We start from the raw sequence: 22,100 nt of genomic DNA on the forward strand, positions 1-22,100 counted from the left end.
TAATAAAATATCCCAGCTTCCTAATCGGAAGCATGGGATATCGGGATTTCAAGATGTAGCGGAATCAGTTGTCAGCTGAAACGCGTTTGATGATTTTAACGATCCGGGCATTGGTATTGGTGGTTGCCAATAATGTGTGATCATTGAACGTTCCATCTGGCAACTGTGTAATTTCAGCGCCAATTTCATCAAGCCAGTTTCTAAAGTTACTTTCTGTTGCGCCGGATCGAAAAAATGCGCCCTCGCCCACAATGGTTGTCAACACACCGTTCTCCTTCAACAGGGAGTAGGCGTGCCGCGTATGCATAATGTCTGCATTGTTGCCAAACGGTGGATTGGCAAAAATAAAGTCATACTGCTTCGTGTTGTATTCCAGAAAATCCCACGCGACCAGATTAAATTTCTTGGCTTCCAAGATTTCTCTCAGCTGCGATGAAATTTCTGCTACATCTGGTTCTACGCCGGTTTCCCGGATCGCTTCAGCAATATTGCCATTCCCTGCTTGTGGTTCAAGCGCCTCCGGATTCCGATGCAAACAATCCGACAAACCCGACATTTGGACCATTTCTCTTGCAACGTGTTTTGGTGTCGGGAAGAAGTCAATGCCGACCTTCGCCCCAACCAATGCACGCTCCAATTGAACTGCTTTATCCACCTTTGGCGCATCTCCCTGAAATTCCAGGAACTCCCGGCAGGCTGCACGCAACTGTTCAATCGACGTGATCCCCATCTTTTGCAGGCGCTCACGTCTTTCATGTGCCAGTAACCAAGACATCGGACATACTTGATCTTTTGCACTGCCCAGTTTTGCAAACACTTCTTCGGCCAGTTCAGCAGGTATGCGCAGCTTCACATTGTCTTGATTGTCCGCAGGGATCATTTTTTGAACCCGGTCAGCCAACCGGACCATTCCTGGACGTTGGCGTAACGCTTTGATGACCGGTGACAAGTTGTATCCGTATGCTGAGTAATCGGGAAACTTGACATACTCAATCGTAGCAAGCGTTGCCGGTTCACCTTCGCGTTTCAATTGTTCGGCATAGCCACTTGATGTGGATAAGATTTCGTCGGACTTCGCATTTTTGATGAAACGAATAAACATTTCCACCTGTGCTCTGTCCCGCAATTTATCCAAATGCTTTGCAGCCCCGCTTTCAATTGCATTGGCGATGTTTTGCATGGTATTGGCAAGTGCGATGAGTTCACGCGCCACACCTTCAGTACGGGACGCTTGCATTGCCCTTCTGTGCGTATTGGTTTTGCGTGTCTGATTCAATGCAGCCGAACCAGAAATGTGCAGACGCTCGGCCATGACGCGCAGTCTTTCCACCGCAGTGGATTTTTTCTCTTCAATGGCACCGATGATTTTGTTTGAAGTATTTACTGTGTCGCCACGGCAAATTGCCTTAAAACTTTCTGCATCAGATTCCACTTTGAATTGAAAACCCGGTATCGCACCTGAAGCCTGGTAAGAGGAATACCAGCCTCCCAGTTTCTTGGCCGATGCCAGCAGTTGTTTGAATTCATCCGGGGATACGCGATTGCTAAAGCGCACCACGAATAAATCATAATGATCGCGTGTATGTTGTGTCTTGATGATCTCCACTTCCGTGTCAACCTTCACACCATCCACCTGAGCTTTTGCCAGTTGTGCTGACTCAAGCTTCGCTTTCATTTCTGCTGCAACGAGTTCATCGCGCAAAATCCGTTGGTCGGGAGTGAGACTTTCTTCACCCTTGTATTTCACAAGCGTTTCAAAGTCTTCTTTTGTCGTCGGATTGGAGATGGCGTTTTTAATCTTATCGATTTTAGCCTTATGTTCAGCGATTTGAGCATTCGCCTTCTCACGTCGAAATTCCAGGTCGGCGGCTGTCAGTGAAGCCAGTCGTTTTCTGATGCCAATAGTCCGGGCGTCGTCACCATAACCTGAAATGCTCAGGCACCCGTCCCTGACCGTGAGAAAACCGTAGTCATTCATCAATCGGGCATAAACGCTATTGATGAGTTGCGGTTTATTTTCCTTTCTGAACATCGGGCCATTCATTGCTTCGAGTTCGGCTACTTTGAATTTCTTCAATTCCGCTTTGATCGGCTCCGCATCTCTGACAAGTCGTTCAAAGCTGAGTTTTACTTCACCCACTTCTGGCATGTCGCCGGAAACGATGTTTTTGAACAGGGATTTGTGTTCTTCGATGGTCATCACTGTTGGTGATAGCCCGCAGAGAGCAGAATCGAATATCTGCAGTTGTGCAGAATCTGCATGCAGAACTTGCGAAAGTTCCATGATGTACTCCTTATTTTTTAGATTTACGCCGTTGTAAACATGGCGTTGCGTGTGGATTGGTCAGATGAATTTTTTGGTCATAGGTACAGCAAACTCCGTACCCACGTTGACGCTGGTTTTGGAGAGCAGATATCCCAGACTACGGAAACCTTCCCGTTTTGCATGGATGTATCCGGAGACCAAAACATCCTGATCCTGGATCTCCATTAATGTCCAGATTTGACGTGGATAGACATCTCGGAAATGGGTAATGATCTTTTTTTGAGCAGGATCATACGGGTCCAGAAAAGCACGGTGGATTGTGTTGGTGACTTCTGAATGTTCAATCGGATTGGGTTCCGGTTTGAAAAACTGTTCAAATCGTTCCTCTGTTATTGCTGTCAGATTCTGGATTGGAATCAGCTGGATGTAATTTTTTAATGTTGAATTTCGCATAGATGCCTGTCTCTTTAAAGAGACCTTTCTTTTTATCGTTATGGGTTGTGATGAACGTGATGATCATCAAAAATTTGTCGCTGAGGCTGTCATGGCCGGCGCTGGATTTAATGGAACCAGACTTCCAAACCAGAAGGCAGAAGCCATCCTGATTCGCCAATGGGCTGCGCATCAAATAAATGTTGAAGGGTGACGTTGACGGCGCATACTCCGTCTTTATTGATCTGCTTGCTGCTGATTTGAAGTGCATTCAGCGCCGCATTATCAGCTTTCGTTGCAAACTTCCGCAGGTATTTATACAGCGTGTAACCTTCCCAATCGGGAAATTCGAAATGTGGATTAAGCCAAATTAATAATTCACCGAATTGCGTATCTGTGTCATAGAGTTCACGCGTGATCACAGTATCGATTGGATACCATGACAATACTTCTCCGGCGATCAGATCTCGACGAACCCGGATTGGCTCGCGTGGTGAGTTGGAGGAAGAAATTTCGCACGCATCGAGAATATCTGTGAAAATATTTCGCGGTGATTTTTTGAAATTACGCGGTTGTGAGGTTGTTGATTTTTGAATAGAACATTCAATGTCAGTACGGATACCGGAATTCTGTTTGGCATCAATACAGTGTTGAACCTGTTGCGCAATGGGAATTGCCGTTGTTTCCTGCATTTTTAAATACAATGCCGGGAAACAAAGTATGGACTTTGCAGCGAAAGAAAAGACATCTTGTAATTCGGAAGGATCGATGGCAAAGATGCCAGGAGGTAGTGTTTGCATGGAATTTCCTTAAAATTTCAGGAAATCCATACCATCGGGTAGATTTCCCGATGGGTAAGAAGGCGTTTGCCTTAAACGATGTGAGTTGCCTCACTGAAGATAATTTGATTCTACCTAACCAATTTATCTGTGTCAATCTACTTACAGACCAACACGAAAACGACCTCATCCGTCATAATGTTGGCCGCGGTTGCGCTTATTTTGAGCCAGCCAGTCAAATTTGCTTGAATCCTGCTCTTTTATGTTAAGCACATCTTTTTTGCTCTATTTAGCCACGCTTTGTGTCTTGGTCATCAAGCCCGCGAAACACTATTGGTATATCCCTTTAAGTGCATTTTTAGTTGCTGGAATTTATGAAGGCTTTTTCACACCGACTGTCCTTGCGCTAATCGTTGTACTAACCAGCCTGCATTTTACTGCCCTGAATGGCAATCAGGCCAGATACAGACGGCTGTCAATTTTGCTGACCTGTTGTATTGGGCTTGCACTCTCTTTACATAAAATTCCATTTTTTCATAATCCGCTCATTGTAGAAAAAGCGGTGTTATCCACTTCAGCAATTCCCTTTACACTTTACGTGAACCTGGATAAAGGACTCGCTGGCTTATTTATGTTTGCTACCCTGATTGGTTTGGATCAGGTCAGGACGCCGCCACCGCTCAATGTAAATCGTATTAGTGTGATCGCTGTGGCTACCATCCTGGCTGTATTTGGCTTTGCGTTACTCAGTGGAATGACCCGGTTTGATCCCCACCTCAGTTCTTACCTATGGCCTTTCGTGATGGTTAATTTATTCATTACTTGTTTTACGGAAGAAGTCTTCTTTCGATCCGGAATTCAACGATTCTGCCATCATCGCTTTGCCGGCAATTTAATACCTGTAGTCATTACCGGCATATTTTTTGGGCTGGTTCATCTTGGTGGCGGCTGGCCATTGATGATAGCGGCAACTGTGGCCGGCATAGGAAACGGGTTTGTGTATGCAACTACCAAGCGTGTTTCTTTGTCTATTATTCTGCATTTTTTGGTGAATATCTTGCACTTCACTTTATTCATTTACCCAGCGATAGACACCCACAACGCCCTCCCCATCTGATAGGGTCGTATTTTCATTAAGCAACTATTTCTTGCCTTGAGCACTTTTTAGCACTAAATCGCGACTTATTGCTATACTTGATGTTATCTACGTGAGGAAACTCACATCGTCAGGGCGAATGCCTGTCATTCAAGTGTTCATCAGTCCCTATGGGTAGTTGAACAATTCCATTCATTCACGATTCTCCATTAGTTCCCCGGAGGTTATCGTGATTTGAACTTTTTTATTCACATTCCTTTTGCTTATTCTGCGGGTACGCTATCCCGCATGGGAAGCTCCGCATTCTTTTTTGTAGAACCCATGATAAAGCATCTTGCGAATGCGTTTGCATTCACAAGCATCCTTATTTCAACCACCAGATTCTGGTATTGAAATTGTCAATGAAATCAACATCACCCACTTATGACCACCTGGTATGAGGTTAGGGTCGAACAATCCATTCAGGAGAAATGATGACTTACCAATCGCAAAATGAAGCGACAGCCTTCATTACGCAAGGTTCCATGTATGCGGTCGCAGAAGTGTTTATGCCGGATGTTGTTGGTGATTATGATGATGCAAACACAATCCCGGAGTGGACATGGATTGAACAGAATGCGTCGTATCAACACTGCTCAAATGGCGAAGATGGCGTATTCGAATTTATTTTGAATCTTTCCAATGCATTTGATGCAATTCCAGAACGATTGCAACCAGTGTTTGAGCAGGCAAAAGCGAAGAATTTGAGTTACCTGATCTTTCACCAGGGAACGTAATCGTTCGCTTATAAATCCAAAATTGATAAACCTGCGGGTACCCATTTCCGCAGGGGAATGATCCGCTTTACAGGGAGTAATTCCATGAAAACCAATATTCAACCATGGCACGATCGCAAAGAATCCGATCTTTGGCTACACGAAAAAGTGCTGCATACCGATCTTCAATATGCAGCACAGGAAATTGCCGAATTACGGCAATACTGTCTCGAACTCGAAAGCCGGGTGCGTCATCAAGAACCAGTCATTGCGAATCAACAGGCAATGAATAACAGCCTCCGCGAATCTGTCACCGGCTTCCTGTCGGTCAACCTTGGTAACTGGGCGCAGATTGAAGCACAGTCCGATTTGGACAAAGTGGTCCAGCAAAGCGTTATCAATATGCTGGAACACGACAAGGAAATCATTCAAAACACGCTTGCAGAAGTCTCTGCAGATCAGATGGTGACTTTGAAACAGAATATCGCTGACTTGCTGAAACTGCTGCATCCCGGCGTTGTTGGTCTCATTCATGAGCACCACGGCAAAGACGCTTGTGATAAGGCTTGTGAAGTCATTTCCCGTATTAAGTCATCACATCCACTTGATCAATAAGGAATCACCCATGCAAACTCCAGCTTTACTTGAAAGAATGAACTTCCAACGGGATCAGATCACTGGTGTCTATGTTGATCGTCGTCACCCGATGGAATTCATGTTGAATATCCATAAGGATTGCGGTGCCGAGCGTTGGATTTTGTTTGCGAATAAATTGCATTTTGCCCTTGTTCTGGGGGACGAATACAAGCATTCGATTTTCACCGCCTGCGCCGTCTCTGAAGCATTGCCTTTCATTCAATCCATGTTGCAGCAATTGGATTTGGTGGAAGCACAGCAAGCGCTGCAACTCTTTGAAGATCACTGTTCAGCACTTCCATTATCCGAAGAAGACTTGACGAATTCTGTCTGTTCCTTTTTGAATGGCGAATCGACAAAGACACTGCCGGACATGCAACGCAAAGAAATACTCAATCAATTCCGGAATAAATCCGGCCACAAGCCATTGTCAGAAGCATCTATTGAATTCTGACTTGCGAACAGATCGGGCGTACCCGGTCTGTTCGTTCAACGCCATTTCTATCCCATCGGGAAATCTCCCGACCGGGGATTTCCCTTTTCAACTGATTAAGGAAATCTCCATGAACGAAACTTACTCGAAAGAATATCTTTCAGCTATCCAGGAAATCACGCATCCGGATCACACTCTGTCTGCCACATGGTCTGCAATTTTGACCATGGAAAATTCTGCAGATATCTACCATCTGATCCAGTCCAAGCGACGTATTGACGGCACGATCAGCAAAGCAGATATTGAACTTATCCAGTCAAAGTGCAGGATCGACATTGATGAGTGGGCTTTGGGAAAAGTCGATGCCAGCTGCCTGCAGGAATACTTTAACGATGACATCGAAGAGGTTCACATTTTTGATTCAGTCATGTATTCGCTGAAAAATCTGAGCTATGACGGTCAGATGGTGCGCCTTCCTATGCAACTCGAACGAAAGGACTATGAAACCGTCAACACCATCCTGAATGCGTTGGGTGGTAAATGGAATAAATCTGCAAAAGGGCATGTCTTTAAAGAACATGACCCAGAGGAAGTCATCGCAGATTTCATTCTGACCGGAAAGCTTGAAAAGCCGAAGAAATTCGGATTTTTTCCTACACCTCCGGCGATTGGACGTGAATTGCTGGCTGACTTACCGATCAACGAGGATTCCATTATTTTGGAACCCGAAGCAGGAACCGGTAATCTCGCCAAGTTGTGTGCGGAAATTGTGGATATCAGTCAAATCCATTGCTTTGAGATCCAGAAGAAAAATTGTGATGTCTTAAGAAATCTGGGTTTTAACGTCACCGAGGGTGATTTCCTGCAGCAGATTCCGGTCCCATTCGCGGACTTCGTAGTGATGAATCCGCCCTTTGAGCAACAACGCGATCTGGATCATGTCTTGCATGCGCTGAAGTTCTTGAAGCCAGGTGGTGAGTTACGTGCAATTATGAGCGCTTCTTTGTTATTTCGTACTAACCGGAAGATATTGGAATTCAAAGCACTCATTGAATCGATGAATGGTAGCTTCATCGAAAATCCGGCAAATGCGTTTAAAGAAAGTGGCACGCTTGTACGCACAATCCGTTTATCCGTGAAAGTTCCTTTGATTGAAAACGCGCACGCGGTAGAAGTGCTGAAACGATTCACAACGCAGGAACCGGTGCTTTCAGAAGTTGCATCTCCCGGCAATCTGATTGACAGGCCGGTACCGGCTCGTCATGAAGTGAAACAGGTAGAATTTGCTTTCTAAAACAAAAAGGCAGCGGGAAATCTCGCTGTCTTTTTTGTTTGTAATTTTATGGCATTACTTTGAAATTTGCGTCAAAAAGTGCATGCACCCATCTGGAAGCCTCACTGGTATCCCCATGACTATCTGGTACAACCATGAGCCACGGTCCGCGCTGAGTGCTGAATAGTACCGTATCTCGCCTAAAAATCACTCGCCAGGCAGACCCATGCTGTTTGATGCGCTGCTTGCCCTTATTGCTGATTCCAGCCAGTTGAATCACAACATTGGGCGTTCGGTCATTAGGGGCAAGCATGTTTTCCTCTACGCTGGAATAAGTTTGTATTGTGATGCCGAGTTTGGTGTGTTTAACCATTTCACCAATTTTTCCGCAACATCATTTTCAATTTTTTGGCGAGTTCGTTTAACCTCACCTGTTGCAATTATTGTCCACTCAATAAAGCTCATCTTTTTCCTTGAAAACTATTGATCGCCACGAGGGTTAAAAACCGCTCCCTTTATTGCCGCTTTGAAGCCGCAGACATTGCATTCGTGGTGATAGCCGGGATCGCCAGTCATCCACATCTCGCCGGTGTCCTGCATATCGCCATCACAGCCTGTTGTCGGGCACTTCCACACAACGCGATGGCTCTCCGTCAGTGCAACCTTCGGCACTCCATTGAACCACCGTGAGCCTGCGGTGTTGGTGCCGAATTGTTCCCATTCCGCTTTCGCGGTTCGCGCTTCCGTTGCCGCGCTTTGGATTACGGATTTAACCTTCTTCTCAAGGTCGCCCATGACTATTTTCCTATGGTTTGGATATCAAATTTTGTTGCAGCGCTTCAGCCCAACCAGGCCACTCCATTAAATTGATGCAACCATCCCGACACGGCTGGGCATTCGACCATTCGTTTAATGTCTTAAACTGCTCAGGCGATAGCTTCGACAATAAAGATTTTGATTCTCCTGACGGAGCAGCAATGAACGTCGTAAACGTGCCACCTTTTGGCGCTTCTCTCATGGCGTCGGAAGTCTTGCCAATATTGATTTGATGACTATGATTGTTTTGCATTACTTTCCTCGGTTATTCAGCCATCGCTTCCATCTGCGCTTTCGCAGCAGAAATAGCAGCACGGGCCTTTTCTTCGGTCATCTCTTTCAGTGCCAGTTCCGCCTTATCCCAACCCTCATCGGTGTCAGGATAGAACGCCGCGATGTGGCAAACACCCAAGCCCTTCGGCTCGAATGCAAATTTCACTTCTGGCCTACCATCTTCCGCCGATCCAGCCGTCACAAGAATCTGATCGTCATCCGATCCAAACAGCTTTGCAAACATGTTTTCTCCTTTTTTCGGCCAGCGCCGGTTTTTCTTCTATGTTATCCGTCCAGTCATTAATACCGCTTGATGCCTGTAAATCCAATCAGCCAATTCATCTACTGCCAATGCAATAGCCTGTTCATCGGCATTAAGTTATGTCTCACTTTAAACATTTTCCTGGCTAAGAATAGGGTTATTAAATACCTTCAAAATCTTTTCTATATCGGGGCTATCCCGATGCAATGGCAATCCAGTCGCTTGCCGAATATCCAGACTATTGTTTTCTCTAACCACATGGATTCTAAAATCTGGCATCGGAAATGTGGTGGTAAAATTTATGGTGAACAATTCTTGCCCAATTGCTTTGCATGTGACGCCAAGATTTTCGTTACCTGTACAATCGATTTCTCTGGTAGTTCTTGAGGTGATCATGTCAGCGGCAAATATAACTTCCTGCGCAACCTCCTTTGAAAAAAAAAGTTTTGAAATCTTCATCAAGTTTTGCAGTTGTTTATTGAAACTGAAAATAAATCGCAACTACACCCAATAGAACCACCCCAACAGTAAAGAACAAAGAGTATGTTTTTTGAGCTTTCGTTTCTTCTTGTATAGTGAATTCCTATCTCTTAGAGATCAAGAAAAGTCCGTAACCCAAACCGCACATCACGGCCAACCCAACACACGCAAACAGTGCGTAAGCGACATTGCCCGTATGATTTGCAATCATGGTTGTTGCAACGCCACAGCAGCACCCTAAACTCGCGATAACACGTAAATCCATCAATTTCATTTTATTCCTCGATCTAATATGGTGACTTGTAAATCCTGAGACTCAGATCACCTTGTTCCCACGAAGAACAACCCGCACTCGTTGGATTCACGTAAACCTGATTCTTTCAATCAGCCAACCCTACCTTAGCAGCTTTCCAGTGTAGCAGTGCCACGAAAGAGCCAATCCCAAAAAAGAGTGCTATGGCGAGTTCGTTGTTGACAACCAAACCAAGGGCCAAGACGAACAAAATTACGGCTACGAAAATATGGAAATGTTGTGGTTTCATGTTTTTTTTAAGATGTCATTTATCGACTCGCTACATTCAAATTCATCCTGGATAGATCGCATAGTGTCAGCATCAATTCCACGGAGTTTTTGATTGTTGTTTATACGACTTTGTAAAACCTCGATTGCGGCAGGACACCAATTTACTTGCCTTATATCTTGAAAACTAAATTTATCGAGATATTCATACTTATCTAAATGCGCTAAAAACATTAAAAATCCGAATACCGCTGTAACGCTCATAAATGCGACAAAACAATGGAAGAGTATTACTTCATTTGATTGACTGTCAAATACGCAATTGGCAAAGGTGATTATTGTAATCAGAATTGAAAAACCAACACTGATTGGATTTTTGAGTGGATTGTTCATTAGCTTTCCTTGGTTACAGTCCAATGTGGTTTTCACCAAATCGAACGTCATGGCAGAACTCTTTGAGCATTAAAACAGCATGTTCAGGCGATTTGCAGCCTCCGCTTATCCAGCTTGACCATTTGTTATACGAATACATTCGGTACACTTCCTCAGCCTGTCCGGTTGAAACCTCGTGACCAAATTGCCGTAGCGCTTTCTGAATGTTCGAAATCGTAGTTGTACGCTCAGTATCCGTAATCGACGATTCAAAGTCGCCATTTGCCCGTGCCTCACGCACGATTATGTCCAGCGTCGATAAATATTCATTAGTGATGACTGGTGATTCCACTATTCTTCCTTTATGTTTTCTGCGCAAGCATCCACTCGCGCTCGTTATATGCCGCCAGCGGCCTAACGCCACTCTGCCACGGCTTGTTTAGCCAAATATTCACATGAATACCGTAGGGATCATCCAGCTCAACAAAGACCCACTCCCCAACATATTTCGCAAGTTCGACATGGTAATGGCGGTCTGAAGAAAATCGAACGTAGCCGCCCTTATTGATACGTCGATATCCATTGCAGACGAACCCATCAGGGCATTTTTGATCATGTCTGTTAGGGCGGTTTTCGAACGGCATTAATTTGTTTTTCAAAATAACGGACTACGGGGAATCAGATCGAGGGCATTCCGCAGGTTCTTTTCTGTACGATCCAGCTTCTCCCGTAACGTGCGAATTTCGCAAACAAGTACAGCATAAGCCTCTTCGCTGCCACATACATATCATCGACAGATGGAGTGCTCACGGTTGGTTTCCTATCTGTTTTTCTTTTGTGCGTTATGCCAGCGTGCTTTCCAACTAGCCAATTCATTTTTGCGCATTTCCTGAATCGGGTTGTCAAACAGAATGTCGCGGGTGATCTGACTGGCAAAGCCGCTTTTGTTGATCACTTTCGCCAAAATCCAACCCGTGATAACTATTACCGTCATAGCCAGGAGCGTAGTCAGACGAGTCTCTGCAAGGAATAGCCATACAACCCCGCCGATATACGTCAGAAACGCCACGCCTCCTATTTTTTGGTCTTTATCGCTCATTGACACTTCTGATTTTTCCTTAGTTGATTGCACCGAGCCACTTACGAGCTTCGGTTTCCAAGCGTTCGATCAGTTCATCAGCGGCCTTTGCTGCTTCCGGTTGAGCGTATTCTTTAATCTGCGTCAGGACGATCTTCAGCGCCCTCGCGGCAACCGCTAACGCAACATCAAGCTCTTTGCCGTTAGGTTGACTACCAGGTCGATACCACGGCCAACTCTGCGGTGTATTCTGTCCATGCAGCCATTCGTCAGCACTTGCCTTTTCAACGAAGCAGAACCAACCGATGACCCATTCGCCGGAACTCGCATTCCACTGTGGACGCAACTCGGCAAGTGCGCGAGGATTCCCCCATTTTGGATCGCAAAGCGTGCTTTCAAACCGACGCACTGGCACAACTCCGTTAACTGTTTCTGGAAATAGATCTGCGACAGCAGTCATGGTCGTTTTCCGATCCGGTTAGAGTTCTTCGATTACGCGGTTTGTGTGGCCGCACAAGTTGCAGTCAATAATGTATGCATTCACCGCACGATCATCTTACCAATCCGGTGCCAATGAGTAGTCTGCATATTGGGCTGCGCCGCATTTTTCGCAGTGAAACTTGATTGCTTTGTATGCTTTAACTGTCACGATTTTTCCGATCCGATTAGAGTTCTTCAATCACGCGGTTTGTGTGGCCGCACAAGTTGCAGTCAATATTGTCTGCATTCACCGCACGATCATCTTCCCAATCCGGTGCCAATGAGTAGTCTGCATATTGGGCTGCGCCGCATTTTTCGCAGTGAAACTTGATTGCTTTGTATGCTTTAACTGTCACGATTTTTCCGATCCGATTAGAGCTCTTCAATCACGCGGTTTGTGTGGCCGCACAAGTTGCAGTCAATATTGTCTGCATTCACCGCACGATCATCGTCCCAATCCGGTGCCAATGAGTAGTCTGCATATTGGGCTGCGCCGCATTTTTCGCAGTGAAACTTGATTGCTTTGTATGCTTTAACTGTCACGATTTTTCCGATCCGATTAGAGTTCTTCAATCACGCGGTTTGTGTGGCCGCACAAGTTGCAGTCAATAGTGTCTGCATTCACCGCACGATCATCTTCCCAATCCGGTGCCAATGAGTAGTCTGCATGTTGGGCTGCGCCGCATATTTCGCAGTGAAACTTGATTGCTTTGTATGCTTTAACTGTCACGATTTTTCCTATTCGCTGGCTGTTTCAATCAGTTGTTCGATTAGCTCATTGACTGAAATTCCTTTGGCGTTCGCAAGGGCATTCAGTTTTTTGCTGTGATCTTCGCTGATGGTTACTTTGAAAGTCACGTCATCCATTTCGTTTTCCTTCGGTAGCGCCCCTTTCGGGGCGGTTGGTATTTATACGCCTGCCAGTTTCGCAATGTGCTGCAATTCGGCGTCACTTTTGAAAGCAAGCGAGAAAAACGTATCGCCTTCGTCAAATGCTTTTTTCTGAGACTGCGCGGCAAATTTCAAGTGCGCGATGATCGCCCAAATCAGTTTGCCTTTTTGTTCTACGCTCATTTTAATCTCCGGTTACTCGCGCACAATGCTCTGCCTATGTTTTACATTATACCGTAGCCGGTTACGGTGTCAAGCAATTTCTTTCATTTCGCTTCAGGTAATTGCTGCACCAGGTATTTCAATGCAGCGCGGCGGGACTGAGCTATGCCGGTCGCTACCAGGGCGTCTAACCGGGCAAGCTCGCTTGCATCAAGGTGCGCCTCTACTCGCGCACCGCCAGCTTGTGCCAAGGCGTCACGCTGCCGCTGGACGCGCTCCTTGCCTGTGTAATCGTAGTTTGGCGGGGCTTGCATCTTCTTAGGCATCGTTTCTTTCTCAAGTATCACGTTTTCGCATGCGAAATAATCACACTGAACGTTTTTTTATGATTGCTATTGCTCGTTTGGCGATTATCTTTTTAGATTTTCTAAGTCCGTCTAACTCAATTTTTGTCAGCATTCTGGCCTTGCCTCGCAGCGTGTCGCCAGTCCCAACAGAAACAATTAAATGGCTGCTAGACCTGGTTGTTTTGCTCAAAGTATTCTTGGATACTTCCCCTGATTTTTTCGCTTGTTGGAGTCTTAATAAGATACCTTGTTTCCGATTCTGTAAGGCAGTCGAATCCGAAGCCGAAGTGCTCTTTCCACCAGTCTTCAATTTGTCCATGACGTTCCCTCAATTCCAATAACTGTTTATTTTGCTGACTTAATATTGCTGAATAACTTTTCCCTGTAAGCACCGTAGAACCGATTACCTCACCACCGCCTGCCAATATATGCCCGCGCAGGTTTTCAATCGTTCCACCTTGCCCAATAAAATCATCAACAATCACATATTTTTTGCCTGGCGCAATCTCACCCTCAAAGACAGCCTGTTTTGCCATGCGAGAAAACCCATTCGCTCCGGTGTGATTTACAACATTGGCTTGTATAACAAATCGCTCAATTCGCCACTGCAAAATATAGGACAGAAAGTCAGCCATTATTTCAGGTATCGCATTTACTCCAACAGCTTCTTCGGCGTGAACACTGATTAATGTTGGCGGCTCTGCCTCATCAAATTGATCTTGTAATTGATAGAGAACGTCTTCGTTTACACTTGCTAACACCAGCTCTGACGCAGCATCCACATCACCAGATTTAGCTGCCATATAGGAGGGGTGTTTCTTTACAAATAACTCTTCCGCGTGAATCAAAACATCTGGAAACTCGTTCCATGGGAATCTGAACGGTTTGACCATTAGATAACTCCAGCAACCAATGCACCCAGCCGCACCGGATCAGCATCAATCAAGTTCTTGGTCGCTGTCAACGTCTCATGCCCAAGAAGCTCATTGATGTGCCGGAGGTCATAGCCTTTCTGATGCAGCCTGATCGCAAACGTCCTACGACCTGACATTGCACTTGCCCCTTCTATCCCTGATTGCAAGTGAAGCTTTCTGAAAAGCTGACTTAATGAATCGCACGAATAGCTGATCGCACCAGTCGTTGTTTTGCGCTTCGTCAAGCGGTACGGTTCACCTTCATCAGTTCGAAACAATGGGGAATCGGGATCGAGGCCGCGATAGGCCGCAAATCGAGTTGTTACGCCATGTTTCGCGGCAATCCTGTATGTCAGGTAGTTGTCGATAGCTGTTGTAACGCGAGGACTTGACCAATAAAGCGGCCTTGCTTTCCCGTTATATGCCACTTCTGCTGAAACTTCGGAGGTTGTTTTGATCGTGCCGTCAGCATTCAAATATGCAGACAGGGGGAAACGCGCAACTTCTGTCAGCATTTGGCCGGTTCCGTAGATCACGTACAACAGAGCAATATTGCGCACTGGAAGACCGCCAGAAACGCTTGCGACTTTCAGTAAATGTTTCAGCTTCGCGTCTTCAATAAATGGAGCTTTTGCCATTAATTTACATCCTAAATCGTATTTATTCAGAGTTAACAGACAAATATTAACTCTGAAATGCTCGATTATCAAGCACTGGCTTGAGTCCTCGGAAAAGCACGCGAAAAGTGGAAAACTAGGAAAACCATTTTGCAATTCGGAACAGTGTCGCCATCAAATCCAAAACCAATAGACGAAAAAAAAACCACCTTGCCGTGAGGTGAGGTGGTTTTGTAGATCAATGAATTACGACGTCAAAATTTTCAATGCATCCTCAATTCGACGCATATGATTTATAGTCAACGTTGCAATGGGTTGCTCTCCAATGAAACGTTTGTTTGATATTGTCCGGACTTGATCAATCAGTAAATCTGTCGAATAGGTCAACCCAGGCAATTTTCCAAGCGCAACCCGAAGAGGAAAATAATCTGCATTTTCGACATCAGATGTTCTAGGAATGACGATGGTTGTGCTATGTCCGGCATCATTGAGCTTGTCGGTTTGAATAATCAGAGCTGGGCGTTGTCGCTTGCCTGGCTCTTCCTTATGTGTCTGAGGGGTAAAATCAACCTCCCAGATTTGTCCGCGTTTAAAATTATGCAATTCCATCTCCTATCGAATCATCCATAGATTCATTGAATGACTGATGTTTGCCTGAAAGTTTACGTGACAGATTGGCCAAACGATCCGCCATAACCCTTTCGTTTTTTTCACGAACAGCTTCGCGAACATAGTCAGAACTTTTTAATCCGACCATACCCGCGAACGATTGTGTTTGTTCGACAAATTCACTGGTTGTACGAAACGATAGTGTTGTAGACATGATAATTCCAAGTGCAGTGAGAATGGAATTAATAGTAGCACAAAATGTCTTACATTTATGCACTACAATTTTGTTATTTATTTTATTGACCATAAAGACCTACTTAATGAAGCGAGAGCATCCCCAGCGGGGATGCGTACCCTCTGGGTTAATTGATTGCCTCGGTTAGGGGCGTTTTTTTTAAAATATTCAGGCGTTGCTCTGAACAGAATACTATTACACTACCTGCCGGCGGTAGCCCATACGCTCCCATGCTACCGGATCGACTTCTAACGGACTGGAACGGCCAGTTTTCAAGTTCACAAAATAGCCATGTATATCAATAGCCCCATGTCTGAACAATTCATTGAGAATATTGCCTGCATACATGGCCATCGCCGAATTGACAAATAATGACTGTTTCTCCAGTGCTTCTGCCACACTACAACTTGGCATGACATCGGTTTCATCCAAAAACGGATCAAGCAGCTCCGGATAGAGGTTACCCACATGGGGCAGAATGTCGCGTTCTTGTTTGGCTCTGGTACCGGGCAATTCACCCAGCACGATCTGCCCATCAGATAAGCGATTACCACAATCCAGCCAATAACTATTGCTGTAGGATTGCCCTTTATTCCAGGCTTTAAGTATTGCCTGTCTGCCTGCCCGATTATCAACGCAGCCGATAATAATGTCGAAATTTGAGAGTTTGTCATTTTCAGACAGCCGCTTCACTTCCGACTTCCACTGCGTTCCAAAGCCCAGATTGATCCGGTTGATTACCACGTGGGATTTATAACTTCCCACATCACAAGGATAAAAGGCTTGTCGAAACAAATTGGTTTCAGATACCGTGTCGTCATCCCACAACATGACATCCAATCCATGAGGATGACCAAATGCGAGCATCGCATGATGTTGTCTGGCCAGCACAGAAAGGATTTGAGAACCCGTCCCTCCGGCACCAACCACTAATACATTGACTTTATCAGTCAGTAAATCACTATGAATGTGGTGTTTCATTTACGACTTCTCCAAAAGAAAATAGGTAGTGATCATTTTCAACATTGACTTTCAATGGAAAAAACAATCCATTCAGACACAGACGGAAACAGGCCTCCCAGCGCTCGTTGCGCGCTGGATTTCCAATCACCCCTGCAATCTTGACTTCAGACCGATCATCTTCATCGTCGCGCGATGAAAAGAAGGCATTGAAGTTTCCATGCGAGTGAATGTCCAATACCATTTCCTCATCGACTGACAGAGTTGGTATTTGGTATTCCACGTGACTTGGGCTAACTGATGTTGCCTTCAAGATTTCAAGGCGCATAGTGCCCGTTGGTTTATGCAGCAATATCCGTCCTGCACATTCAAACGGTAAAACCGTAGCAGCATAATTTTTGAATTCACGGATGAGTTGGCTGGCGATCGGGAGGATCGATAATGATTTTTCCACTTGACCATAAGGCACAACGCAGGGAATTTGGTTGATAACTGGAATGACCGCATGGAGATACGATCGTTTTACTTCCATCCATAAACCGTTTTTGGCCATCAGAAATCGATGGCCGTTCCTGTCGAGTCCGTCCAATGTGGAGTAAATAGGTACCATCACTGTTGGAAACTGACCTTGCAGCTGTGCATCAATAGGAGATAGATTCACGACGACTCCCTTCTGCAATTAAGTCACCCACGGTCAGCCTGCACTTAGGCAGGCATTTGCGCGGAAACTGTGTGAGCTTTCCATTGATCAAATCGATCCAAAGCTGCTCTCTGTCTCCGTCATATTTGATAGGCCGGGAACGATAGTTTGAATGCGTGAACGCCGATGCAAAAAAGGCCTGCGTCAGCAATTGATGGTCCAGACCTTTCGGCATGACTGTGCTTCCTATGCAAATGGAATGCTGATCATTGACGTTCAGATACGGACTTACCAACAAGGGCGTATTTTCATTAGGGCGTTTGTTACTCGCCAAAGCAAAAACTTTCCAGGTCTTTTTTGAATAAAAGAACACCAACGCCGGTTGATCTACAACAGCAGCAACTTTTTCCAATCCCTCTGTTTTGGTATTGAAAAAGATTTTTTGCTTACCGGCCGGCACCCACCAAATGATGGTTTTGTCGCTTTTGGCGATCACGCTGGTATCGAGAAATGCCAGATTTTCTTGCTTTTTCTGGCGTGTTTTTAAACTGTTTGCTACTTGTTTCAAAGCATCAGCTGTCAACATGGTTCCTGCGCCAATCACCGACTTACCATTGATTTCGGTGACCTCGTTTTTGGTCAGATAATGCGTTCCATTGTGGTGGTCACTCTGATAAATCAGGATTGCATGTTTCAAAGAATGCGATTCCGAGTTTGTGTTAATCGAAAATTCCATATTAGTTTTCCTCAAGAGCTTCCAATGCAAAGATCAACCGATCCACAATGGAAATACGCTGTAAGTATTGTTCAAATTGGTGAAAAGTTTCACCAAATGCCTCTGCAGAACTGACATCAATCTGCTGTTGATATTGGTAATGACTGAAGTTATCTTCACACTCGTTTGCGATTTCAATCACATCATCTTGCATCTGGATGACCGGATCAGTTTCGACATCCGAATCTACTGAGAGAATCAGTAATGGGTGAACTGGGCAATATCCGACAACTGGAAATTTGGCTGTTGTCTGATTCATTCTTACCAGGTCAAGTGCAGCGCTGATCACGGACTGGCATTCAACAGATTGGGTTGAGGAATGCAGTTGCTGAAGCTGTTCAAGCGTGAGCTTTTGTTTTGCATTACCCACCCAGTCGAAGGGTAGTTGACTAAGATAAGTCAGTAGTTCGTGTTGATTTAAGATGGTGGTATCCGAGTCTTCATCGTCATCCATATACTCAAATTCGAGGGAATCTTCTGTATATCGTAATTCCCAAGAAAAGCGATTCACCAATTCCGCAATCGTATGAATCGGAAAATAATGGTCGTTCACATTTTCCAGAATGGCATACATCGTCTCGCCCAAATCCGGATGAATCAGATTGAGTTTAGCGATTGCACCACCGATACAGGCAATGTGGAATTGCGCTGCATTATGAATTCGCAAAACCATCCATTCCGTTTCTTCTGGCATGGCTTCGTATAAATCCCCCAGATAATTACTTTCGCTGGTAATGAGTTCGATATCGATATCGATACAATGCGTTTGACCTAGCAATTGCGTGAAGCGGCGCAGGCATGCATTCTTGAAAATCTCTTGCAGTGGCATTTGTTGCTGGCGATCGGTTTCGTTTATCAGGCCGTATTGCGCTGCCTGATAAATCGATTTGATCAACACAGGAGAAGGTGGTGAAATATATTGAAACGGAACATTCTCATCGATGAGAGGGAGACCGTTCAGAACGGAGGGGGAAGTCCTGCGTTTGGAAGATTTAACAGATTTTCTGACTTGTGGAATTCCAAGTTCATCAAAGTTTGCATACATAGTTTCAAGTCCTTGGCTTGTTTTTCATTGAACTCAGGAAGTAAAGAGACTCTTGTGAGTCCCTTTACTTTCGCTGAATGTAGAGCTTCAAATAACCAAGCATCTATTTCAGCACTCATGATTAGCCTTTCCCGCCAGCGGCTTTGGAAAAGGTAAATATGGCTTCGCCATCCTTCATGACCGGCCCTTCAATCAGGGCGTTGGTTAATTCCGGATATGCTGCAGAGTAGAGTTCAGCGATTTTTGAAACCGAAAAAGTTGGATTGATATCAGGTAGTTTTGTGCCGTTATAGACAAAGAAACGGATCACATTTGCAATTTCGAGTGCCATGTTGTGATCCTTTTAAAATAAATCGATCATGGTTTCCTGATCGCGAGATGCAGGGGATGCCTTTGGTGGATTTTCATTTTCTGATTGGTTTTCATCATCAGAATCTGAATCTTCATCATCATCATCGTCTTCACTGGCCTGCTTTGGAGCACTGACCGGTTTCGATTTGTTCTTGCTGGCGATCTTTGTTTTCAGCTTTTCCAGATTTTCTTTGTTCTGAATCAGCATTTCATTGATCGAAGCAAATTCTGGAGTCTGACCCTGGATGGCTGTAATAAACTCGGCATCCAGTTCTTCCGGTGTACCCACCAGTTGCATGGGAGTGACTACCGTACTGGCATCAGAATGATTCAACACAGGTGTCGTGATGACATTCAATCGGCTACCGTCGCTGTTGACCGTAATGCTGATCAAAAAGGTTTTGCATTGCTGGATGACCGGCATTAATTCTGAGAAAAATTGGTTCATATTTTCTTTCAAGAAGTAGATTGATTTGGCCGAAAAAAAGCTCCGTAATCTACGGAGCCTCACGGCATGTTGGAGACTGCAAATCTGTTCAATCAGAATCGCATGACTTTAGGAACGATGGCTTTGAAATCGAAACCACAACCGAGCAGATCAGTAATCAATTCGGGTTTTTTTTTCTGCTTCATGGCAGCGTATTTGCTGTCGAGATATGAAATCAATCCAATCTCTTTAGCCAGAACTTCCATTTCCGATTTGGTCAGCAAGTTCAGGAAGTCAGCATTGATTACCCAGTGATCGGCCAGATTGACATTGGCATATTTCAACATGGATTTCAAAACATGCACCTCAACGCCTTTTACTGCAGAGCGCGTCAAACCGCTGAGAAGTTTTTCACGATTCTCGTTGCTCAGTGCGTCGGTTTTAGTCGCCAGAGCGGACACATCAAATGAGGATTCCTTGGTTCTTTCCTCAGTGCTGTCAGAGGCAGACAATTTAATGATTGCGTCTTTGATTGACGAACTCGACAGATGGTGAATGTTTCCTGTGGCTGCTAACGCAAACAACAGTGACAAGCACTTTTCCGGCGACGTCATCAGAACGGCACGCAGCGCATTTCGCCAGACATCAACACGATATTCGACTACCCGTGTGGTTTCAATAATTGACGTGACCACCGCTTTAGTTTCAGTGGACACGGCTTTATCCTTTGCTTTGGCATCGGATTTGGCAGTGGTACCTGAAGCTGGAGTGGGTTTCGATGCGCTGGCACCCTGATTTGGCGAAGACATTTTTTTGAATGTATCCACCTTTTCTTTATGGCACTTCACATCAAAGCATTGGTTAGTAAAAATCTTACCGAGCGAATCCGGCAATTTTGATACTGCCCCGCCGTAATTGGCGCATGCTTTACACGACTCTGCCTGTTCCTGCCCGACGCCATTGGTACCGTCAGGAACAATACGAATCACGGTATGGTTATCACCCACATTGATGAACTTCACGAGCGGAAATTCGTCCTGGAGCGATAACTTGGATTCTTCCAGCTTTTCGTCAGTTTTCTTGTCGAAACACGGACTGTTACTGCAAACACCTGACTTGATGGTTTCTGCGAACAGGCCTTGCTGCAGGTCTGAGTTAAATTGGCAGGTATTACATTCGGTTTTATCGAAAATGCACGTTGCCAACTCCTTTGCCTGGCTTTGGATGAAAGCCTTCACCTGAACCGCGGTGAGTTTTTTCTCCAGAATGGTTGCCAGCGCCTTTTCTTGCCGCTCTTTATTCAGCGTGGCCAGTAATTCACCGATTGATACGGTAATTTGCTTGGTGTTGACGGCAGTTCGTACTGCTTGAGTCAGATTCATCAGCGCCAGACGATTATTCAATGTCGCCGGCGACCAACCTAAAAACTTGGCTGTCGCTTCTCTGTTTCCCTGAAATTCCGCCAGGACTTTAGCCGCATGCGTGGCTTCCTCCGTTGGGGATACATTGTCACGGTGATGGTTTTCCATGATCGCAGCAGCTTCCGCTTCCTGCTTACTCATGACTGCAAAGCGGATCGGCATTTCATAGTCGTCACCGAAGAGTTCCAGACATGCTCGATAACGACGTTCGCCAGCGACAATCTCTAATAAATTGTTTTCATTGACGCGAATCAGGATAGGCTGAAGCAAACCCTGTGCAGCAATGCCGGCTTTCAGTTCGTCCATATTTTGGGGATCAAAATACTGACGAGGATTATCACCGACTACTAACGACCAGATAGGCGTGGTGAGAGAGTTAGCGTCAATGATACGTTCAAGCCCGTCGAGTTTGTAGTAACTGCGATCAGGGCAATCTTTACCTGAGCTACTATCAGATTCCAATACGGCTGCGCTTTGGAATTGTGTTGGATCTTGGAATGATGGTTGAGATTCGGTAAGCATAATGTCCTCAAAAAAAAAAGGGAAACTATGCCCCCATAGGGATACATGTTTCCCTATGGGTTGACCTACAAATATGGCATTGCGCCAGTAAACGATGCGAGTTGCCTCGCGAAGATGATTAAATATACCGCACTTTAAGAAAATTGCCAAATCCGATATCAGAGTGGGTTTGTTGCGAAAAGTTGATTTTTTTCTGTCAGGCGGAGAATGGGAATATGTTTCCTTTGGAGTCC

Annotated in this window: 33 protein-coding genes; 5 read left to right on the plus strand and 28 right to left on the minus strand. The window is 45.1% G+C overall.

Going from position 1 to position 22,100, the window contains the following annotated elements; genetic code table 11:
* Positions 1-64 precede the first annotated feature (64 nt).
* The 3 genes from HV832_RS16310 to HV832_RS16320 form a co-directional block, all read right to left on the minus strand.
* On the minus strand, positions 65-2,284 hold the full coding sequence (locus tag HV832_RS16310; RefSeq protein ID WP_176805013.1) for a DNA methyltransferase family protein: 2,220 nt from the start codon (positions 2,282-2,284) through the stop codon (positions 65-67).
* Between the two features lie 60 nt (positions 2,285-2,344).
* The gene (locus tag HV832_RS16315) at positions 2,345-2,719 is read right to left on the minus strand and encodes a hypothetical protein (protein ID WP_176805015.1); all 375 of its coding nucleotides are present in this window, start codon (positions 2,717-2,719) and stop codon (positions 2,345-2,347) included.
* Between the two features lie 107 nt (positions 2,720-2,826).
* A complete protein-coding gene (locus HV832_RS16320) occupies positions 2,827-3,498 on the minus strand; it encodes a hypothetical protein (RefSeq protein WP_176805017.1) in 672 nt (223 codons plus the stop codon).
* Between the two features lie 241 nt (positions 3,499-3,739).
* On the opposite strand from HV832_RS16320, the gene HV832_RS16325 reads away from it, so the two are divergent.
* The 5 genes from HV832_RS16325 (at position 3,740) to HV832_RS16345 (ending at position 7,691) form a co-directional block, all read left to right on the plus strand.
* Complete coding sequence (locus HV832_RS16325) at positions 3,740-4,594, plus strand: CPBP family intramembrane glutamic endopeptidase (protein WP_176805019.1); 855 nt, start codon at positions 3,740-3,742, stop codon at positions 4,592-4,594.
* 449 nt (positions 4,595-5,043) lie between these two features.
* Entirely contained in the window at positions 5,044-5,349 is a 306-nt protein-coding gene (locus HV832_RS16330; protein WP_176805020.1) for a hypothetical protein, read from the plus strand.
* Between the two features lie 84 nt (positions 5,350-5,433).
* Complete coding sequence (locus tag HV832_RS16335) at positions 5,434-5,943, plus strand: hypothetical protein (RefSeq protein WP_176805022.1); 510 nt, start codon at positions 5,434-5,436, stop codon at positions 5,941-5,943.
* Positions 5,944-5,953: 10 nt separating this feature from the next.
* Positions 5,954-6,418: a hypothetical protein gene (locus tag HV832_RS16340; RefSeq protein WP_176805024.1), complete on the plus strand. Its 465-nt coding sequence runs from the start codon at positions 5,954-5,956 to the stop codon at positions 6,416-6,418.
* 109 nt (positions 6,419-6,527) lie between these two features.
* Positions 6,528-7,691, plus strand: a complete 1,164-nt coding sequence (locus HV832_RS16345; protein ID WP_176805026.1) for a methyltransferase — start codon at positions 6,528-6,530, stop codon at positions 7,689-7,691.
* A 46-nt stretch (positions 7,692-7,737) separates the two neighbouring features.
* On the opposite strand, the gene HV832_RS16350 is transcribed toward HV832_RS16345, so the two are convergent.
* The 25 genes from HV832_RS16350 to HV832_RS16470 all read right to left on the minus strand — a co-directional run bounded on the left by HV832_RS16350 (position 7,738) and on the right by HV832_RS16470 (position 22,017).
* Complete coding sequence (locus HV832_RS16350; protein WP_176805028.1) at positions 7,738-8,043, minus strand: hypothetical protein; 306 nt, start codon at positions 8,041-8,043, stop codon at positions 7,738-7,740.
* A gap of 107 nt (positions 8,044-8,150) precedes the next feature.
* Positions 8,151-8,465 carry a hypothetical protein gene (locus HV832_RS16355; protein WP_176805036.1) on the minus strand — a complete coding sequence of 105 codons (315 nt, stop codon included), beginning with the start codon at positions 8,463-8,465 and terminating at the stop codon, positions 8,151-8,153.
* A 10-nt stretch (positions 8,466-8,475) separates the two neighbouring features.
* Positions 8,476-8,739 (minus strand): hypothetical protein, encoded by a 264-nt coding sequence (locus tag HV832_RS16360; RefSeq protein ID WP_176805037.1) that lies wholly within the window; start codon positions 8,737-8,739, stop codon positions 8,476-8,478.
* 12 nt (positions 8,740-8,751) lie between these two features.
* The gene (locus HV832_RS16365) at positions 8,752-9,003 is read right to left on the minus strand and encodes a hypothetical protein (RefSeq protein ID WP_176805039.1); all 252 of its coding nucleotides are present in this window, start codon (positions 9,001-9,003) and stop codon (positions 8,752-8,754) included.
* A gap of 147 nt (positions 9,004-9,150) precedes the next feature.
* Positions 9,151-9,480 (minus strand): hypothetical protein, encoded by a 330-nt coding sequence (locus HV832_RS16370; protein WP_176805041.1) that lies wholly within the window; start codon positions 9,478-9,480, stop codon positions 9,151-9,153.
* Positions 9,481-10,039: 559 nt separating this feature from the next.
* Positions 10,040-10,414 carry a hypothetical protein gene (locus HV832_RS16375; protein ID WP_176805043.1) on the minus strand — a complete coding sequence of 125 codons (375 nt, stop codon included), beginning with the start codon at positions 10,412-10,414 and terminating at the stop codon, positions 10,040-10,042.
* 13 nt (positions 10,415-10,427) lie between these two features.
* Positions 10,428-10,745: a hypothetical protein gene (locus HV832_RS16380; RefSeq protein ID WP_176805045.1), complete on the minus strand. Its 318-nt coding sequence runs from the start codon at positions 10,743-10,745 to the stop codon at positions 10,428-10,430.
* A gap of 468 nt (positions 10,746-11,213) precedes the next feature.
* Entirely contained in the window at positions 11,214-11,492 is a 279-nt protein-coding gene (locus HV832_RS16385; RefSeq protein WP_176805047.1) for a hypothetical protein, read from the minus strand.
* Positions 11,493-11,511: 19 nt separating this feature from the next.
* On the minus strand, positions 11,512-11,931 hold the full coding sequence (locus HV832_RS16390) for a hypothetical protein (protein ID WP_176805049.1): 420 nt from the start codon (positions 11,929-11,931) through the stop codon (positions 11,512-11,514).
* Positions 11,932-12,136: 205 nt separating this feature from the next.
* Positions 12,137-12,307, minus strand: a complete 171-nt coding sequence (locus tag HV832_RS16395) for a hypothetical protein (protein WP_176805051.1) — start codon at positions 12,305-12,307, stop codon at positions 12,137-12,139.
* A gap of 16 nt (positions 12,308-12,323) precedes the next feature.
* The gene (locus HV832_RS16400) at positions 12,324-12,494 is read right to left on the minus strand and encodes a hypothetical protein (protein ID WP_176805053.1); all 171 of its coding nucleotides are present in this window, start codon (positions 12,492-12,494) and stop codon (positions 12,324-12,326) included.
* A 195-nt stretch (positions 12,495-12,689) separates the two neighbouring features.
* Positions 12,690-12,818 (minus strand): ribbon-helix-helix protein, CopG family, encoded by a 129-nt coding sequence (locus HV832_RS16405; RefSeq protein WP_176805060.1) that lies wholly within the window; start codon positions 12,816-12,818, stop codon positions 12,690-12,692.
* A 42-nt stretch (positions 12,819-12,860) separates the two neighbouring features.
* The gene (locus HV832_RS16410) at positions 12,861-13,025 is read right to left on the minus strand and encodes a hypothetical protein (RefSeq protein ID WP_176805062.1); all 165 of its coding nucleotides are present in this window, start codon (positions 13,023-13,025) and stop codon (positions 12,861-12,863) included.
* 83 nt (positions 13,026-13,108) lie between these two features.
* Positions 13,109-13,330 carry a hypothetical protein gene (locus tag HV832_RS16415; RefSeq protein ID WP_176805064.1) on the minus strand — a complete coding sequence of 74 codons (222 nt, stop codon included), beginning with the start codon at positions 13,328-13,330 and terminating at the stop codon, positions 13,109-13,111.
* 188 nt (positions 13,331-13,518) lie between these two features.
* Positions 13,519-14,244: a phosphoribosyltransferase gene (locus tag HV832_RS16420; RefSeq protein WP_176805066.1), complete on the minus strand. Its 726-nt coding sequence runs from the start codon at positions 14,242-14,244 to the stop codon at positions 13,519-13,521.
* Positions 14,244-14,903, minus strand: a complete 660-nt coding sequence (locus tag HV832_RS16425) for a site-specific integrase (RefSeq protein WP_176805068.1) — start codon at positions 14,901-14,903, stop codon at positions 14,244-14,246. Before HV832_RS16425 ends, HV832_RS16420 begins: the two co-directional genes overlap by 1 nt.
* Before the next feature lie 225 nt (positions 14,904-15,128).
* Positions 15,129-15,485 carry a type II toxin-antitoxin system PemK/MazF family toxin gene (locus tag HV832_RS16430; protein ID WP_244954629.1) on the minus strand — a complete coding sequence of 119 codons (357 nt, stop codon included), beginning with the start codon at positions 15,483-15,485 and terminating at the stop codon, positions 15,129-15,131.
* The gene (locus HV832_RS16435) at positions 15,478-15,705 is read right to left on the minus strand and encodes an antitoxin of toxin-antitoxin stability system (protein ID WP_218132068.1); all 228 of its coding nucleotides are present in this window, start codon (positions 15,703-15,705) and stop codon (positions 15,478-15,480) included. Before HV832_RS16435 ends, HV832_RS16430 begins: the two co-directional genes overlap by 8 nt.
* Before the next feature lie 216 nt (positions 15,706-15,921).
* Complete coding sequence (locus HV832_RS16440) at positions 15,922-16,707, minus strand: PRTRC system ThiF family protein (RefSeq protein ID WP_176805072.1); 786 nt, start codon at positions 16,705-16,707, stop codon at positions 15,922-15,924.
* A complete protein-coding gene (locus HV832_RS16445) occupies positions 16,688-17,347 on the minus strand; it encodes a PRTRC system protein A (protein ID WP_176805073.1) in 660 nt (219 codons plus the stop codon). The genes HV832_RS16440 and HV832_RS16445 overlap by 20 nt, the downstream gene beginning before the upstream one ends.
* Complete coding sequence (locus HV832_RS16450) at positions 17,328-18,062, minus strand: PRTRC system protein B (protein ID WP_176805075.1); 735 nt, start codon at positions 18,060-18,062, stop codon at positions 17,328-17,330. The genes HV832_RS16445 and HV832_RS16450 overlap by 20 nt, the downstream gene beginning before the upstream one ends.
* A 1-nt stretch (position 18,063) precedes the next feature.
* Entirely contained in the window at positions 18,064-19,146 is a 1,083-nt protein-coding gene (locus tag HV832_RS16455; RefSeq protein ID WP_176805077.1) for a hypothetical protein, read from the minus strand.
* Positions 19,147-19,267: 121 nt separating this feature from the next.
* Positions 19,268-19,477, minus strand: a complete 210-nt coding sequence (locus HV832_RS16460; RefSeq protein ID WP_176805079.1) for a PRTRC system protein C — start codon at positions 19,475-19,477, stop codon at positions 19,268-19,270.
* 12 nt (positions 19,478-19,489) lie between these two features.
* Entirely contained in the window at positions 19,490-19,945 is a 456-nt protein-coding gene (locus HV832_RS16465; protein ID WP_176805081.1) for a PRTRC system protein E, read from the minus strand.
* 92 nt (positions 19,946-20,037) lie between these two features.
* The gene (locus tag HV832_RS16470) at positions 20,038-22,017 is read right to left on the minus strand and encodes a PRTRC system ParB family protein (RefSeq protein ID WP_176805083.1); all 1,980 of its coding nucleotides are present in this window, start codon (positions 22,015-22,017) and stop codon (positions 20,038-20,040) included.
* Positions 22,018-22,100 lie beyond the last annotated feature (83 nt).

It is taken from the genome of Cognatundibacterium oligocarboniphilum, assembly GCF_013377855.1.
GTDB lineage: Bacteria > Pseudomonadota > Gammaproteobacteria > Burkholderiales > Burkholderiaceae_D > Undibacterium > Undibacterium oligocarboniphilum.